Raw genomic sequence first — 16,416 nt, forward strand, 5'->3', positions numbered from 1 at the left:
ATCATGATGCGAGGGGTCTGTTTCAGGGAAAGGTCGCGATTCTACGTGAGGGGCCTCTGGGGAGCAGCGCGGCGATTGACCGAACCGGACCGCCTATGCTGTAATTCGCCCCCTCTCGCGGCGGGCAGTTAGCTCAGCGGTAGAGCACTGCCTTCACACGGGGGTCAGTGGTTCGATCCCACTACTGCCCACCAAAAATTCCGCCGTAACTTCAGCACTCTAGTCCGGACTAGCCTTGCGGTTAGCATTGACCGCTTCTTCGGCGTCTCCGTGCCGCAACTGGCCTGCCCTATCGTTCCGGCGCGGTCTTTCGTACAAGCCACATCAAGTTGCACCAAGTCCCTTCGAGGGTCGCGCCTGCCCGTCGATCTCAGAACGTTCCACCACTATCAGGTCATCACCGTAGTATCCATCCAAGTCGCAACTTGGGACGACAGGACCAAAAGCGTGCTCGCCCTGCAGGTTCGCGCCGCGGATGCATATTCGTATGTTCGACATTCTTTGCGGAGCCCTTTAGTGCCATAGACTGTTGATGTGCTTCTGCTCCGAAAGCATCGAAGGATTCGAGCCGCTATCGCCGGATGAACCCCGATCTCCTCACCGAAGACGACGTCAGCGTCAAGTTCATCACCCCGGCCATCGTCCAGGCCGGGTGGGACGAGGCCACGCAGATCCGGCGCCAGGTGTCTTTCACCAAGGGCCGCATCATCGTGCGCGGTCGGCTGGTGGCCCGAGGCAAGGCCAAGAAGGCGGACTTCGTCCTCTACTGGCGGCACATTCCGCTGGCGCTGATCGAGGCCAAGCGCTCCAAGTTTTCAGCCGGGCATGGCATGCAGCAGGCGCTGGACTACGCAGCCGCGCTGCAGGTGCCCTTCGTGTTTGCCAGCAATGGCAAGGGCTTCGTCTTCCACGATCGCACCGGCCTGATGGTCAAGGGTGAGGCCGACCTGGGCATGCACGAGTTCCCCTCGCCCGACGCGCTGTGGGCGAAGTACCGAGAGTGGAAAGGCATCGGCGCGGCCGAGGAGCCGATCGTTCTCGAGCCCTACTACGACGACGGCAGCGGCAAGGAACCGCGCTACTACCAGCGCAACGCCATCAATGCCGCGGTGGAGGCCATCGCCAAGGGGCGCGACCGCGTGCTGCTGGTGATGGCCACGGGCACCGGCAAGACCTACACCGCCTTCCAGATCATCTGGCGGCTGTGGAAGTCACCGTGGCACGCCGGCCGGCAGAAGCGTGTGCTGTTCCTGGCCGACCGCAACATCCTGGTCGATCAGACCATGGTCAATGACTTCCGCCCCTTCGGCGCGAAGATGGCCAAGCTGAGCACCCAGGCGAAGACCATCGAACGCGACGACGGCAGCAAGACCGAATTGACCATCGCGGTCGATCGCGGCGGCGCCGACAAGCAGCGCCGCATCGACACCGCCTACGAGATCTACCTCGGGCTCTACCAGGCGCTGACCGGCCCAGACGACCGGCAGAAGCTGTTCCGCGAGCTGTCGCCAGACTTCTTCGACCTGATCATCGTCGACGAATGCCACCGCGGCAGCGCGGCCGAAGACGCCGCATGGCGCGAGATCCTCGACCATTTCCGAATTGCCACGCAGATCGGCCTGACCGCCACGCCCAAGGGACCGAGTACGTCTCCAACATCCACTACTTCGGCCCACCGGTCCACACCTACTCACTGCGCCAGGGCATCGGCGACGGCTTCCTGGCCCCATACAAAGTGATCCGCGTCCACCTGGACGTGGATGTGCATGCTGGCGCCCGCACGCCGGCGAGACCGACAAGCACGGCCTGCTGATTGACGACCGCATCTACAACGTCAAGGATTTCGACCGCAGCCTGATTATCGACAGGCGCACGCAGCGCGTGGCGCGCTGGATCACCGACTACCTCAAGCAGAGCGGCAGCCGCATGCAGAAGACGATCATCTTCTGCACCGACACCGACCACGCGGCACGCCTGCGCCAGGCGCTCATCGTCGAGAACCAAGACTTGGTGCTGAAGAACGAGCGCTACGTCATGCGCATCACCGGCGATGACCCGGCCGGCGCTGAGCAACTGGACAACTTCATCGACCCCGAGTCGAACTACCCGGTGCTGGTGACCACCTCGCGCCTGCTGTCGACGGGCGTGGATGCGCAGACCTGCCGGCTCATCGTGCTGGACCGCGCGGTGGGCTCGATGACCGAGTTCAAGCAGATCGTCGGGCGCGGCACGCGCATCCACGAAGACACGCAGAAGTTTTACTTCACCCTGGTGGACTTCCGCGGCGCGACGGCGCACTTCGCAGACCCCGACTTCGACGGCGACCCGGTGCAGATCTACGAGCCGGGCGAGCATGACCCCCCGTTGCCACCCGATCCGCCCATCGAGCCGCCCACGCCGCCGGGCGGTGGCGATGACGAGCAAGAAGACAACGACGGGGAAGAGATCCTGGTCGATCCTCCGCCCCCAGGCCCGGGCCCGCTTCAGCCACCCCCGCCACCACCTCAACCCAAGTTCCACATCGACGGCCGACCGGTGACGGTGTTGACCGAACGCGTCGAATACCTGGACGACGGCGGCAAGCTGGTGACCGAGTCGCTGCGCGACTTCTCGCGCAAGGCGATCCGCAAGCAGTTCGCCAGCCTGGACCAGTTCCTCAAGCGATGGCGCGCCAGCGAGCGCAAGGACGCCGTCATCGCCGAGCTGGCGGCCGAAGGCCTATTGCTGGATCCGCTGTTGGAAGAGGTCGGCAAGGACCTCGACCCCTTCGACCTGATCTGCCACATCGCCTTCGACCAGCCGCCGCTCACACGGAAAGAGCGCGCCAACAACGTGAAGAAGCGCGACGTGTTCACCCAGTATGGCCCGCAGGCTCGCGCGGTGTTGGAAGCGCTGCTCGCCAAGTACCAGGACGAAGGCATCGTCGGCGGGCTGGACAACGTGAAGATGCTGGAGATTCCGCCGTTCAGCACCATGGGCACGCCGCTGCAGCTGATCAAGCCCTTCGGCAACCGCGCCGGCTTCGAGCAGGCCGTGCACGAGTTGCAGGCGGCGCTGTACCAGGAAACAGCCTGATCTCCGCATGACTACAGCCGGCGCGCCGGCGCCGACGCGCACCCTCAGAACCAGAACATGTCAGCCAGAGCCATCATCAAATCCATCCAGGACACCATGCGACAGGACGTCGGCGTCGATGGCGACGCTCAGCGCCTGTCGCAGCTGTGCTGGATGTTCTTCCTGAAAATCATCGACGACCAGGACCAGCAGTTGGAGGTGATGCAGGACGGTTACCGATCGCCGATCCCGGCCAAGCTGCAGTGGCGAACCTGGGCGGCCGACCCCGAGGGCATCACTGGCGACGCTCTGCTGGCTTTCGTCAACGGCGAGTTGTTCCCCACGCTCAAGGCGCTGTCGACATCAGGCCAGCCGCGGCGCGGGCGCGGGTGGTGCGCGGCGTGTTCGAGGACGCCTACAACTACATGAAGAGCGGCCAGCTGATGCGGCAGGTGCTCAACAAGATCAACGGTGTCGATTTCAACGACCTGGCCGACCGACGGCATTTCGGCGAAATCTACGAACAACTGCTGAACGACCTGCAGAGCGCCGGCAATGCCGGCGAGTACTACACGCCACGCGCACTGACCGCCTTCATGGTCGACCGCATCGACCCCAAGCCAGGCGAGACGCTGTTCGACCCGAGCTGCGGCACGGGTGGCTTCCTCACCTGCGCCATCCGACACATGCGCGACCGCTACGTGAAGAAGCCCGAAGACGAACAGGCGCTGCAGCGCGGCCTGCGCGCGGTGGAGAAGAAGCCGCTGCCGCACATGCTGTGCGTCACCAACATGCTGCTGCACGGCATCGAGGACCCCGGCTTCGTGCGGCACGACAACACCCTGGCTCGCCCCTACGTGAGCTACAGCCAGAGCGACCGCGTGGACATCATCCTCACCAACCCGCCGTTCGGCGGGCGCGAGGAAGACGGTATCGAGAGCAACTTCCCGTCGCACTTCCGCACCAAGGAGACGGCCGACCTGTTCCTGGCCTTGTTCATCCGGCTGCTGAGACCCGGCGGGCGAGCTGCCATCGTGCTGCCCGATGGCAGCCTGTTCGGCGAAGGCGTGAAGACGCGCCTGAAGGAACACCTGCTGGCCGAGTGCAACCTGCACACCATCGTGCGGCTGCCCAACAGCGTGTTCAAGCCCTACGCCAGCATCGGCACCAACCTGCTGTTCTTCGAGAAGGGCACTCCAACACAGGACATCTGGTTCTACGAGCACCGCGTGCCCGAGGGCCAGAAGGCCTATTCGATGACCAAGCCGATCCGCGTGGAGCACCTCCAGGGGTGCGTGGACTGGTGGGGCGGCGCAGCGCGCGAAGGCCGCGTGGAGACGCCGCAAGCGTGGCGTGTGACGGCTGACGAGGTGAAGGCGCGCGGCTACAACCTCGACATCAAGAACCCGCATGCGATCGATGACGACCACGGCGATCCGGAGCATCTGCTGGCAGCCTTGAACGCGGCCGAGGCGGAGACAGCGCGCCTGCGGGACCAGTTGAAGGCGATCCTGGCGGAGGCGCTGGCGCGATGAAGGCCGACGAACTTTTTGCGGCACTCTCGAGCGTGTGGCGGATGCGCCGGAGGCGCTACCGCGGCTGCGCCAGCTGGTGCTTGACTTGGCTGTTCGGGGGAAGCTATTGCCCCAGCAGCCAGGTGACCATCCTCAAGCCAAAGCGTTGGCGGCAGCACGAAGCGAACTCAGTGAGCGCGCCAAGGCGACAGGGCGTCTTCGCTTCACGCCGAGCGCGCCGATTGCGGAGGCGGAGATCGGCGACGAATTGCCCACGGGATGGGTGGCCGCCCGCATCAACGACACCGGGCTGTACATCAACGGGCTTGCGTTCAAGCCGTCGGACTGGAAAGCCTCGGGCCTGCCAATCATCCGCATTCAGAACCTCTCGGATGACTCTCGGGAGTTCAACTATGCCCAGGGCGAGTTCGCTGACGAAGTACTGGTTCGGACCGGCGACATCCTTGTGTCGTGGTCAGCGACGCTGGACGCCTATCTCTGGAAGCGACAGACCGGAGTCTTGAACCAGCACATCTTCCGTGTGATTCAGGCGACTGGCCTGACAGACAGTGGCTATCTACTGCTGCTGTTGAAGCGGGCGATCCGCGACCTCTCAGAGAGCGTTCATGCGCACGGGCTCGTGATGACCCACATCAATCGCGGACCGTTCCTGCATCACGTCGTGTGGATTCCGCCACTCGCTGAGCAACATCGCATCGTCGCCAAGGTCGATGAACTGATGGCGCTGTGCGACCGGCTGGAGGCCGCTCGGGCGGAACGCGAAACGGCGCGCGACCGGCTGACCGCGGCCAGCCTGGCCCGCCTCAATACACCCGACCCAGAGACGTTTGCCGATGACGCGCGGTTCGCGCTGGACGCCCTGCCGGCGCTCACCACACGGTGTGATCAGATCACCCAAATGCGACAAACGATCCTCGGTCTTGCCGTGCGAGGCAAACTGGTCGGGCAAGATCCACGCGACGAACCCGCATCCGATCTTCTCACTCGCGTCAGCCGGGAGATCGACGCGTACTGCAAGACACACCGCCTCACCAGAGCGGTCGTGGAACCAATCGAGAAAGAAAACGAACCTTACACATTGCCTCTGGGGTGGCGATGGGCTCGTTTGGCTGAACTACACCGAGTGATTACCGATGGCGACCACCAACCTCCTCCGCGTGCCGATGAGGGGATCGCGTTCTTGACCATCGGGAATGTCACCACGGGAAAACTCAACTTTGCCGATTGCAGACTAGTATCCAAAGACTACTTCCAGTCTCTGCCTACCTATCGTGTACCTGCACACGGCGACATTCTCTACACGGTCGTCGGTGCCACCTTTGGCCGCCCCGCGTTGGTTGATACAGATCGAGAGTTCTGCGTCCAGCGGCACATTGCGATCTTGAAGCCGGCTTCCGCGATGAATCTCCAGTACTTGGTTTGGATGTTGAGTTCACCGCACGTCTACGACCAGGCAATCCGAAGTACTACCGGCACGGCGCAGCCAACCATCGGCCTTCGCCCGCTTCGCCACTTCGCGGTGCCTGTGCCCCCGCTTGTCGAGCAGGGCAGGATCGTTGCCAAGGTTGCTGAATTGATGAGAGGCTGCGACCAGTTGGAGGCCAGTCTGTCCGCCTGCGAGACCCATCGTGCGCGCATGCTGGAAGTTCTGCTACGCCGCACGCTGGAGCCGACTGACCTGGAATGGTCTGCCAGCGCCGCCGAGGCCCAGGCCTCATGACCGAGGTCAGCGCTGTGACGCCCGTCGGCGGCGGTATCCCGCCCTCGCACAGCGACTACATCGTCTTCGTCGACGAAAGCGGCGACCACAGCCTGGAGTCGGTGAACCCCGAATACCCGATCTTCGTGTTGGCCTTCTGCATCCTGCCCACGGCGGCCTATGTGGAGCAGATCACGCCGGCCGTACGCCGGCTGAAGTGCCAGTTGTTCGGCCACGACCTCGTGATCCTGCACGAACACGACATTCGCAAGAAGACGGGCCCCTTCGCACGCCTGGGCAAGGATGCGCGCGAGGCGCTGCTGGAGGGGCTCACCGAAGTCATTCGCGCTGCGCCGATGACGCTGGTGGCGGTAGTGATCGACAAGGTGAAGCACAAGGCGCGCTACCTAAGCCCCGAGCACCCTTACCACCTCGCTTTGAAGTACGGCTTGGAGCGCGTGCATCACTTCCTGCACCTGCGGGGACAGGGCGAGCGCCGCACCACTGTGGTCTGCGAGGCACGTGGACTGAAAGAAGACAAGGAAATCGAGGTGACCTTTCGACGTGTCTGCGACGGCGACAACCGCGACAGGCGCCCGTACGCGCTGGACATCGTGATCGCCGACAAGCGCGCCAACTCCGAGGGCTTGCAACTGGCCGACCTCGTGGCCCGGCCGGCGGGGCTACACGTTCTGCGGCCCGACCAGCCAAACCGGGCGTGGGACGTCTTGGCGACCAAGCTGTTCGCCGGGGCTCACGGCGTGGTCCCGGGCAACGGCCTGAAGGTGTTTCCGTGAAGAATCGCGCCCCAGAAAGCAGAAGGGCCCCCAGGAAGTCCCAGGAGCCCAGCGCCGGTCGGGTAGTCCCAACCCATTTAGATCAGAGCATACCGGCCTCGGTAGGTTCCCGTCCAGGCGAAGAATGCATGGCCAGCTGCGGCGCCGAGCCATAGTCGGCCAACACCACAGGCCCAAAATCAGGAAGAACTGGCGCAGCCCAGGACCGAAGGTCACGAGCAGCGTGTGACGGGGAACCGCCCGCCACCCCTGCATCGGGCGTCGGGTCAAAGTCGGCGCATTGCAGGACGTAGACGGGCTCTGGGGCTTTCGCCACGCGGAAGCCTGGCTGAGCAATCCGCGGGGCTTCCCGTTCCGCCCGCATCTTTCTCTGGAGGCCAAGCCTTTGGCACCGCTCAACGCCATGGCCGGATTGACATCCTGTCTCACAAACATTCACTGTACGCATGATCAATTCCGAGTGGATTCCCGCCAAGGCTGCGGCAAACATCAAGAAGCACGGTGTTTCCTTCGAGGAAGCCCAGTCTGTCTTCTACGATGAGTTCGCCATCCAGTTCTTCGATGATGACCACTCGACGCTTGAAGAGCGCTTTCTGTTGTTGGGGATGAGCGCTGGTCCGAGACTGCTTCCGGTTGCTCACTGCAAACGAGACGACGGTCACGTCATCCGCGTCATTTCCGCGCGCAAGGCCACCCAGCGTGAAAGCGCGTTCTACGGGAAGTGAGGATTCCATGAAAGCCGAATACGATCTCTCCAAGATGAAGTCGCGCAGGAACCCCCTACGCATCGAAGCTCAAGACACCCGTTACCATGCAGCCCTCCGAAGACGTCGTTGCCTACTTCGAGCGCATGGCGGTCGATGTAGGCGTCCCTTACCAAAGCCTCATCAGTCTCTATCTTCGCGACTGCATTGCGCAAAACAGGCAGATCCAGATTGCCTGGCCCAGCAAGCCCTGACCCGCGTGCGAGCCAGCCTGCGCAAAGAACCGTGCGGGCCGCTCCGCCCGCAGATTGGCAGCAGGCTGGCTTACTGGATGAGCCACACCGGCGCAGCTCTCTATCGCCCGGCTCCGACGTGAACCCCTCCCTCACCCTCCCGAAGTGCCCGTCAGTCGTCGTCAATTCGTAGATCGGCCGCTGCCGATCCAGCGCCTTCAGGACCCCGGCCGGCGTCAGTTCGAACTCGTCTCGTAGCGCGCTGCCGATGTCGCCGGCACTGCGCTGTCCGGTGCCGAACGTCTCCACCGGAAAACTCACGGGCCCGGCCACGCCGATGGCGTAGACGATCTGGACCAGGAATTTCCTTGCCCAACCGCGGGCGACCACTTGCCGCGCGGGAAATCGGGCCATGCATAGCGAGGGCACCGATCTACAGATCAAGGACGAGGCCTTCTGACCGCAGCGATGCATGCCTCATTTGCCCCCTGCCAATCTTCAACGTAGTCCGTTTGGATCCGCTGCTGTCCCACGCGTTGCCATGCTCCGGCCAACATGGCTAGCTACGATGGCGAAGCACACAAGCTCACCATCCAACGTTCTTGCGATGCGTGCGCTTGCATGTGACTCAATTGCCATCGGGGAGATGAACAATGCGCAAGACGCTGTCTATCGGTACTCTCGTATTCGCGGCGCTCCAGGCGGTACCCGCTTCCGCCGCGGACTTCCTTTTCATCCGTCATGCCGAAAGCACGGCGAATGCGGGCACGGCGACCACGGTTCAGGAATTCCTGAACCCGCCGTTGACGGTGCTGGGCCAACAGCAGGCGCTCAACCTGCAAACTGTGCTGGCAAGCTACGACATCACCACCCTCTATACCAGCGCCTATCAGCGCACCCAGCTCACCATTGCGCCCACAGCGGCTGCGTTTGGCCTCACGCCCATCGCAGACGCCCGGACCAACGAGTGGTACATCGGTGACGTCACGAGCCTCGAAGAATTGGCCACCGTCAATCCTTTCGCCGTCATCGGTGCCTGGGCCGCGGGAAATACCGGTGCCAAGGCGAACCTGCCCAATGCCGAATCGCTCGATGAAATGGCGGCACGCGTCATCCCGGCGTGGAACGAGATCATCAATCAGCACAAGGACGAGGACGGAATCGTGGTCCTGGTCGGACACGGGGCGGAAATCGGTTTCGTCATGCCCTACTTTGCCGAGAACGTGAGCCTCGACTTCGCCTTTTCGCATGGCCTCCAGAACACCGGCATCGTGCAGCTTGAACTCATCAATGATCTGCCTTACGTGACGAACTGGCAGGGCACCCCGCTGCCCGTGCCAGAACCGGAAACGTACGCCATGTTGATGGCCGGTCTGGGGCTGATGGGATTCATGGCTCGCCGCAAGAAACAAGCGTCTTGATCGGCCGGTCAGTTCTGCCACCCGGAGAAACCCCGCTGCGGCGGGGTTTCTTCTTTTCTGGACAGACCAATGGCGCGACTCGATGCGGCGGCCGAAGATAGGCGGCGCACCGACCGAACCGCCTCCGGGAAGTTCAGCCTGTCGTCACTTCCCTCTCCCAAGAAAACTCCCCCCTCTGCCTCCCGAAGTGCCCGTAGTTCGTCGTCAGCTCATAGATCGGCCACCGCAGATCCAGCGTTTTCAGTATCCCGGCCGGCGTGAGGTCGATCTCGTCTTGTAGTGCGCTGACGATCTCGTCGGCACCGCGCTGTCCGGTGCCGAAAGTCTCCACCAGATAGCTCACCGGCTCGGCCACGCCGATGGCGTAGGCGATCTGGACCAGGCATTTCCTTGTCCAACCACGGGCGACCACCTGCCTCGCGGGAAAGCGGGCCGACCGACTTTCCGACTCTGCCGCGCGAAACACCATCATCAAACCATACGCTTAGCCGAATACCCAGACTTAATGCGCTTCCGCGTATATTGACAATATATACGCCGTCGCGCATAGTGAAGATCAAGGAGGAATCGGCATGGAACAGATTGCCCGCACCCAAAAGCAGCTCGGCGCCGCCATCCGCCGGGAGCGCAAGCGCGCGGGGCTGACGCAGGTCGAGCTTGGCGCGCGCATGAGTCTGCGCCAGGCCACGGTATCGAGCCTCGAGGCCGGAGAGAACGCCACGCGCGTGCAAACACTCCTTGCGGCGCTCGCCGCCCTTGACCTGGAATTGGTCGTGAGGCCGCGGACCAAGGGCTCGGCCCGTGAGATCGAGGACATGTTCTGATGGCCGGGCGTCCTCGCACCCACATACCGCTCGACGTCTACCTGAACGGCCGCCGCGTGGGCCAGCTTCGGCGCGAGGGCAGCGGTGCTGTGGATTTTCGGTATGACGCGGACTGGCTCGCCTGGGACAAAGCGCTGCCGGTCTCGCTCTCGCTGCCGCTGCGCGAGGATCGCTATCTCGGCGAGCCGGTTCTCGCCGTTTTCGAAAACCTTCTTCCGGACAACACCGAGATCCGCAACCGCCTCGCCGCGCGCACCCAGGCGGCGGGCAGCGACGCCTTCAGCCTGCTCGGTACCATCGGCCGCGATTGCGTGGGCGCTCTTCAGTTCGTGCCTAAGAAAGCCGACCCCGGCACACCGGCCCACGTAGCGGGGACCAGGCTTGCCGATGCCGATATCGCGGCGATCCTTGGCAATCTCGGCCCTGCCCCGCTCGGTGTCACGACGGATGAGGCCTTTCGGATTTCGCTTGCGGGCGCGCAGGAGAAGACCGCCCTCCTGTGGTGGCACGACCAGTGGCACCTGCCGCACGGCGCTACCGCGACCACTCACATCCTCAAGCCCGCGATCGGCAAGCTCGCGAGCGGCATGGACCTGTCGGACAGTGTCGACAACGAGTATCTCTGCCTGCGCCTTGCGAGTGCAATCGGACTTCCTTGCGCGCGCGCGGAGATCGCCACTTTCGATGGCATCCGCACGCTCGTCGTTGAGCGCTTCGATCGGCTGTGGACCAGTGATGGCCGCCTCCTTCGCCTGCCGCAGGAAGACGGTTGCCAGGCGCTTGGCGTCATGCCCAGCCGCAAGTACGAATCGGATGGCGGTCCCGGGATCGCCGCCTTGCTCGCGCTCCTCGAGGCAAGCGACCAGCCGGCCGAAGACCGCCGCCTGTTCCTCAAGGCGCAGTTGTTCTTCTGGCTCCTTGGCGCCACCGACGGCCACGCAAAGAATTTCAGTATCCATCTGCTTCGCGGAGGGCGCTTTCGCCTGGCTCCGCTCTACGACATCCTTTCCGCGCAGCCTCTCGTCGATGCCTCTCGGATCACTCAGCGGCAGTTCCGGATGTCGATGGCCGTCGGCAAGAACCGCCACTATGTGATCAACGAGATCGAGCCGCGCCACTTCGAACAGACGGCGCATGCTGCAGGGATTGGAAAGTCCGTCGTCGACGAGGTCCAGGACGAACTCGTGACCGATCTCCCTCGCGCCTTTGATGCCCTCGCTGCCACGCTGCCAGATGACTTTCCCGGCCAGCTCTTCGACCAGATAGCGGACGGCGTGCACCGCCGCCTTCGCAGGCTCGGAACTCGAAGCGAAGAACGCGGGTGAAGCGCGGTAATGCCGAGCTTCGCTGCCAAGGCTGGTTGCGCCTGTCAGAAAGGCGTCGAGAATGGCTTTGGCAAGGCGGTCGGCAAGAAACCCCGCTGCGGCGGGGTTTCTTCTTTCCTGGGCACACCTGTGGCCCGGATCACGAGGCAGCCCAAGATGGGCGGCACACCCAGCGGGTCGCTCCCCGGACGTTCAGCCCGTCGTCACGCCCCTTTCCCACGCGAACTCCTCCCTCTGCCTCCCGAAGTGCCCGTAGTTCGTTGTCAGCTCGTAGATCGGCCGTCGCAGATCCAGCGTCGTCAGAATCCCGGCCGGCGTGAGATCGAACTCGTCGCGCAGCGTGCTCACGATGTCCTCGGCACTGCGCTGTCCGGTGCCGAACGTCTCCACCAGAAAACTCACCGGCTCGGCCACGCCGATGGCGTAGGCGATCTGGACGAGGCACTTTCTCGCCCAGCCGCGGGCGACCACCTGCCGTGCGAGAAAGCGCGCCATGTAGGCTGCAGAGCGGTCGACTTTCGAGGGATCCTTCCCGGAGAACGCTCCGCCGCCGTGCGGCACCGCCCCGCCGTAGGTGTCTACGATGATCTTCCGGCCGGTGAGGCCGGTGTCGCCCTTGGGGCCGCCGACGACGAAGAGGCCTGTGGGGTTGATGAGCACCTTCATTCCGGGGGCGCGGCGCTCGGTCGGAATGACGGGGTCGATGATCTCGGCGCGCACGGCGTCCCTCACCTGCCCGATCGGGATGTCTTCCCGGTGCTGGGTGGACAGCACGACGGCCTCCACCTGGCCCGGTTCGCCGTCGCGGTATCGGATGCTCACCTGCGACTTGGCGTCGGGTCCCAGCCAGTCCAGTACCTTCTCCTTGCGGCACTGTGCCTGCCGCTGCACGAGGCGGTGCGCCAGGTGGATGGGCAGCGGCATCAGCTCGGGCGTGTCGTCGCAGGCATAGCCGAACATCAGGCCCTGGTCGCCCGCGCCCAGCACCCCGTCGTCGCGGTCCACACCCATTTGAATGTGGGGCGACTGGTGGTTGAAGCGCACGAGGATTTCCAGCCTCGATTCGTCCACACCCATCCAGGGGTCGACATAACCTGAATCGCGCAGCACCCGCCGAGCGATAGCCGGAGCAGCATCGCGGATCCGTTCGAAGAGAGCTTCGTCGCGCGTGCGGAATTCTCCGGCGATCACGACCAGGTCGTTGGACAGCAGCGATTCGCACGCGACCCGCGCGTCGGGTTCGCCGGCCAGGAAGGCGTCGAGGATGGCGTCGGACAGGCGGTCGGCCAGCTTGTCCGGGTGGCCTTCGGAGACGGATTCGGAAGAGAAGAGTCCGTTGCGGATGATCATGGGGTGGTTCCTTCGGGGGATGGGGCGGAGTCGAAGCCCAGCGTACCGCGGATCACCGCGACGCCCTCGCGCTGGAACCGGATCACCGCCCCTGCCCGGCGCTTCGTCTGTGCCAGGAGCGTGGCTTCGTCCACGTGGTACCCGAGATTGCGCCCATTCACGATCACGTCCATCGGCGTGCCCAGGAGCGGCTCGACCTGATCCAGCGCCCAGACGATGGTGTTCCAGATGGTGGACACCTCGTTGCCGAACACGCCGCCGCCGATCAGCGTGAGCACGACCTTCGGTGTACCGGTGGACGCGGCTGCCATGAGCGTACCGAGGTAGGCGGCGCGCAGCAGCGTCTCGCTGATCCGGTCGTGCTCGCCCGCCTTCGATGAATGACTGTAGCCGCCGCCGGCAAACGTCGAGGTGAAGACCTGCGCGATGCGCCGCTCGCCCTCGACACCGCCATCCCAGTTGTAGCCGAGCATCACGGGCACGTCTTCGTGCAGGCCTACGCGGATGTCGTCGAAGCGTTCGGCCAGCGCTCGCTCGAAAGCGGGGAGATTCGCAATACCGCCGGAGGCGAGATAGCCGCTTCGTACCCGCGCCACCCCCTCTGCGCACACGGCTTCCAGCAGATTGATCTGCGGGCCGTCATCGCTCTGCACGAACCGGCTTCCGTCGCTGTTGGGGGCCGCGTAGTGTCGGAGCAGCGTGCCGGGCCACGCCGAGATGGAGGCGCGTGGCCCTTGCGTGGGATCGCTGAAGTAGTTCGTCACGGCCGTGAGGTAGGGCCCTGGCGATTCCAGGCAATTGAACTGCGACGCCACCTGAAACAGCGTCCCTGCACCTGCCGTCGCCTGCAGACTGCCGATGTCGGTGGCAGGCGATGCACCGTCGAGGACCCATAGGCGAAGGCGGGCGCGCCGGTCGCCGCCGCGCTGGACGGTCAACCGCTGGCGCAACTCGCCGAGCGTCGGTGTGGTGAATCGTCCGGCGGATAGCTCGACGCCTGCCGCGCGCAGCGTCCCGTGGCCGCGGGAATCGAAATGAAACGACGACGCCGGATCTCCGGCGACTGCCGCTTCCAGCGTCTGCACCCGGCGTTTGTCGCCACGCCTGGCGGACGCACCGACCGCGTCGACATGGCGGGACAACTCGCCCAGAAAGTGCGTTTCGGCCGCCGGATCTCCGCCCCAGTTCAGGAGAAGGTCGATCATCGGCGGACCTGCGGTGGATGCGCGTTCGGTCCGCGCCAGGCTCGAACGAACTTCACCTGATCCCCTTCGAACGGAAAGTGATGCTTGGGCAGCGGCATGCGCCAACGGTCGATCGCCTCCATGGCTTCATCGGCCGTGCGGCCCCGCTCCACCAGATGGCACGCCACCACGGTGCTGGTCCGGCCGTGGCCGCCCCAGCAATGGAGGTACGTCGGCGTCCGGCTTCGCAGCGCACGGTCGAGCCTATCGAGGATCTCCCGCAGCACCGCCGGATCAGGCACCGATGCATCGGGAATCGGCAGGCGCAGACAGTCGACCTTCACGCCTCTCTCGGCCGCCAGCACCGCGAGCCGGGTCTCGTAGGGGTCGAACGGCGCGCCGCCACGGGACGCCTCCCCGGCCTCCATCAGATTGAGCACTTGACGGATACCGCAGTCGAGCAGACCACGAAGCTTGACGTCTCGCCCGGCTGGAGTCAGGTCGCCCGGGTAGTGCCCGGCGCACAACAGACCCTCGTGGAACCAGTAGCTTTGAGGGAAGGGAATCTGCATGGCGATGCGTTTCGAGTGGCGCGGTTCCGAATCCTCGAATGGTAATGGCAATACAGCGCGAGGCTGACCCGGGCCCGTATCGTCGGAACGCTCCAGGCTATCCCATGGCAGTCCCGCATGTCCCCTCAGTCCGCGTCCGCGTAGGCCTCGTAGATCTCCCGCAGCCGCCCTGCTCGCGCCTTGAAGGCTTCCAGCACCACGGGGTCGAAGTGTGCGGGGGAAGTGCGCCCGTCGCCGACCGTGATGATCTCCACCGCCCGGTCATGAGTGAACGGCGGCTTGTACGGTCGCCGGGAGCGGAGGGCATCGTACTGGTCGCAGATGTTCATGACGCGGGCAGAGAGCGGAATGGCCTCGCCCTTGAGCCCCAGCGGATAGCCGCTGCCGTCCCAGCGCTCGTGGTGCCCGCCGGCGATCTCGGCCCCCATGGCGAGGTACGGCGAGCTGGAGCCGTGCAGAAGCCTGGCACCCAGCATCGCGTGCGACTTCATGATCTCCCACTCGTGCGGCTCGAACTTCTCTGTCTTGCCGAGGATGGCGTCGGGAATGGCGATCTTGCCCACGTCGTGCATCGGGCTCGCGTAGTGGATGACGTCGCAGAACGTGTCGCCCAGTTGCAGGGTGCGCGCGATCTCCACCGTGTAGTGGCTGATGCGTGCCACGTGCGCGCCCGTCTCTTCGTCCTTGTACGCCGCCGCGCGGGTCATCGTCGCGATCGTCTCGCGGTAGCTCGCGACGAGCTGCTTCGATCGTTCGCGGACCTGGTCGTCGAGGATCCGGTTCATGTTCGCGAGGAAGTCTCCGTACTCCTTGAGCTTGAGGAGATTCTTCACACGCACGCGCAGCTCCCACCGGTCGATCGGCTTGGTGACGAACTCCTCGGCCCCCGCTTCGAGACCTCTCACCCGCGAGCCGCGATCACCCAGGGCGGTGACCATGATGATGGGCACGGAGCGCGTGGCGTCCGCTGTCTTCAGCAGGCGGGCCACTTCGTAGCCGTCCATGCCCGGCATCATGATGTCGAGCAGCACCAGATCCGGCGGGTTGACCTGCGCCGAAGACACCGCCTCCTCGCCGCTCGCCGCCTCCACCACCGCGTAGCCCTCGTGTTCCAGCATCGCGGCGAGCACTCTGCGGTTCCTGTCTTCGTCGTCCACCACCAGCACGCGGGCCGCCTGGGCATCCGGGTTCATGTCGTCTCCTGCACGATCCATTCGGCCACGGCGCGCCGAGCCCATGCGCCCACGCTTGCAGGCAGACGGAAGAGCGGACAAACACCGCAGACGAGACGTTCACACGGTGCACGGCCGCGGGGGATTGGGCGGGTTCGTGCTTCACATCGCCGGGCCGCCTTGCAGCAGCCTCTCCACTTCGGCAAGCAGTTCCCGGTAACGGATCGGCTTGCTCAGATAACCGTCGAAGCCCTGGGCCAGGAGCTCCTCCCGGTCGTCCTTCATTGCCATGGCCGTGAAGGCGACCACGCGGATGGCCGCGGTTCGTGGGTCCGCGCGCAGGCCCGCGAGCGCACCCCGGCCGTCGAGCCCCGGCATCTGCACATCCATGAGGATGAGATCCGGCACATGCTCCAGCGCCGCTTCGATGGCCGTGGCGCCGTCCTCCGCCGTGAGGACGATGTGCCCCGCCTGTTCGAGGGCAGCCTGGGCAAGACGAAGGTTCCGGTCATCGTCATCCACCACGAGAATGGTCGGCATCGACGG

At 64.5% G+C, this 16,416-nt stretch carries 13 protein-coding genes, 1 tRNA gene and 2 pseudogenes; 9 read left to right on the plus strand and 7 right to left on the minus strand.

The window, feature by feature from the left end; all coding sequences use genetic code 11:
• The first annotated feature begins 122 nt into the window (after nt 1-122).
• The 6 genes and pseudogenes from IPK20_14070 to IPK20_14095 all read left to right on the plus strand — a co-directional run bounded on the left by IPK20_14070 (nt 123) and on the right by IPK20_14095 (nt 7,810).
• Nucleotides 123-194: transfer RNA gene (locus IPK20_14070), tRNA-Val, on the plus strand.
• 387 nt (nt 195-581) lie between these two features.
• Nucleotides 582-3,075, plus strand: a pseudogene (locus IPK20_14075) (DEAD/DEAH box helicase family protein).
• A gap of 57 nt (nt 3,076-3,132) precedes the next feature.
• Nucleotides 3,133-4,589 (plus strand): annotated as a pseudogene (locus tag IPK20_14080) (N-6 DNA methylase).
• Between the two features lie 34 nt (nt 4,590-4,623).
• Nucleotides 4,624-6,309 carry a restriction endonuclease subunit S gene (locus IPK20_14085; GenBank protein MBK8017727.1) on the plus strand — a complete coding sequence of 562 codons (1,686 nt, stop codon included), beginning with the start codon at nt 4,624-4,626 and terminating at the stop codon, nt 6,307-6,309.
• The gene (locus tag IPK20_14090; protein MBK8017728.1) at nt 6,306-7,085 is read left to right on the plus strand and encodes a DUF3800 domain-containing protein; all 780 of its coding nucleotides are present in this window, start codon (nt 6,306-6,308) and stop codon (nt 7,083-7,085) included. Before IPK20_14085 ends, IPK20_14090 begins: the two co-directional genes overlap by 4 nt.
• Nucleotides 7,086-7,531: 446 nt before the next feature.
• The gene (locus tag IPK20_14095; protein MBK8017729.1) at nt 7,532-7,810 is read left to right on the plus strand and encodes a BrnT family toxin; all 279 of its coding nucleotides are present in this window, start codon (nt 7,532-7,534) and stop codon (nt 7,808-7,810) included.
• On the opposite strand, the gene IPK20_14100 is transcribed toward IPK20_14095, so the two are convergent.
• Nucleotides 7,798-8,436, minus strand: a complete 639-nt coding sequence (locus tag IPK20_14100; GenBank protein MBK8017730.1) for a methionine adenosyltransferase domain-containing protein — start codon at nt 8,434-8,436, stop codon at nt 7,798-7,800. The two genes, IPK20_14095 and IPK20_14100, sit on opposite strands and share 13 nt — an antisense overlap.
• A gap of 239 nt (nt 8,437-8,675) precedes the next feature.
• Between IPK20_14100 and IPK20_14105 the strand changes: the two genes are divergently transcribed.
• Nucleotides 8,676-9,443 carry a histidine phosphatase family protein gene (locus IPK20_14105; protein MBK8017731.1) on the plus strand — a complete coding sequence of 256 codons (768 nt, stop codon included), beginning with the start codon at nt 8,676-8,678 and terminating at the stop codon, nt 9,441-9,443.
• Nucleotides 9,444-9,576: 133 nt separating this feature from the next.
• Here IPK20_14105 and IPK20_14110 read toward each other — a convergent pair whose 3' ends face one another.
• Nucleotides 9,577-9,915 carry a methionine adenosyltransferase domain-containing protein gene (locus IPK20_14110; GenBank protein MBK8017732.1) on the minus strand — a complete coding sequence of 113 codons (339 nt, stop codon included), beginning with the start codon at nt 9,913-9,915 and terminating at the stop codon, nt 9,577-9,579.
• 100 nt (nt 9,916-10,015) lie between these two features.
• Between IPK20_14110 and IPK20_14115 the strand changes: the two genes are divergently transcribed.
• Nucleotides 10,016-10,267: a helix-turn-helix domain-containing protein gene (locus IPK20_14115; GenBank protein ID MBK8017733.1), complete on the plus strand. Its 252-nt coding sequence runs from the start codon at nt 10,016-10,018 to the stop codon at nt 10,265-10,267.
• Nucleotides 10,267-11,592 carry a type II toxin-antitoxin system HipA family toxin gene (locus IPK20_14120; protein ID MBK8017734.1) on the plus strand — a complete coding sequence of 442 codons (1,326 nt, stop codon included), beginning with the start codon at nt 10,267-10,269 and terminating at the stop codon, nt 11,590-11,592. The genes IPK20_14115 and IPK20_14120 overlap by 1 nt, the downstream gene beginning before the upstream one ends.
• 192 nt (nt 11,593-11,784) lie before the next feature.
• On the opposite strand, the gene IPK20_14125 is transcribed toward IPK20_14120, so the two are convergent.
• From IPK20_14125 to IPK20_14145, 5 genes are all read right to left on the minus strand, one after another.
• On the minus strand, nt 11,785-12,942 hold the full coding sequence (locus IPK20_14125) for a methionine adenosyltransferase (protein MBK8017735.1): 1,158 nt from the start codon (nt 12,940-12,942) through the stop codon (nt 11,785-11,787).
• Nucleotides 12,939-14,147, minus strand: a complete 1,209-nt coding sequence (locus IPK20_14130) for a hypothetical protein (protein ID MBK8017736.1) — start codon at nt 14,145-14,147, stop codon at nt 12,939-12,941. The genes IPK20_14125 and IPK20_14130 overlap by 4 nt, the downstream gene beginning before the upstream one ends.
• Nucleotides 14,144-14,698, minus strand: a complete 555-nt coding sequence (locus IPK20_14135; protein ID MBK8017737.1) for a hypothetical protein — start codon at nt 14,696-14,698, stop codon at nt 14,144-14,146. The genes IPK20_14130 and IPK20_14135 overlap by 4 nt, the downstream gene beginning before the upstream one ends.
• A gap of 125 nt (nt 14,699-14,823) precedes the next feature.
• Nucleotides 14,824-15,891 carry a response regulator gene (locus IPK20_14140; protein MBK8017738.1) on the minus strand — a complete coding sequence of 356 codons (1,068 nt, stop codon included), beginning with the start codon at nt 15,889-15,891 and terminating at the stop codon, nt 14,824-14,826.
• 141 nt (nt 15,892-16,032) lie between these two features.
• The gene (locus IPK20_14145) at nt 16,033-16,410 is read right to left on the minus strand and encodes a response regulator (protein ID MBK8017739.1); all 378 of its coding nucleotides are present in this window, start codon (nt 16,408-16,410) and stop codon (nt 16,033-16,035) included.
• Nucleotides 16,411-16,416 lie beyond the last annotated feature (6 nt).

Source organism: Betaproteobacteria bacterium (genome assembly GCA_016713305.1).
GTDB lineage: Bacteria > Pseudomonadota > Gammaproteobacteria > Burkholderiales.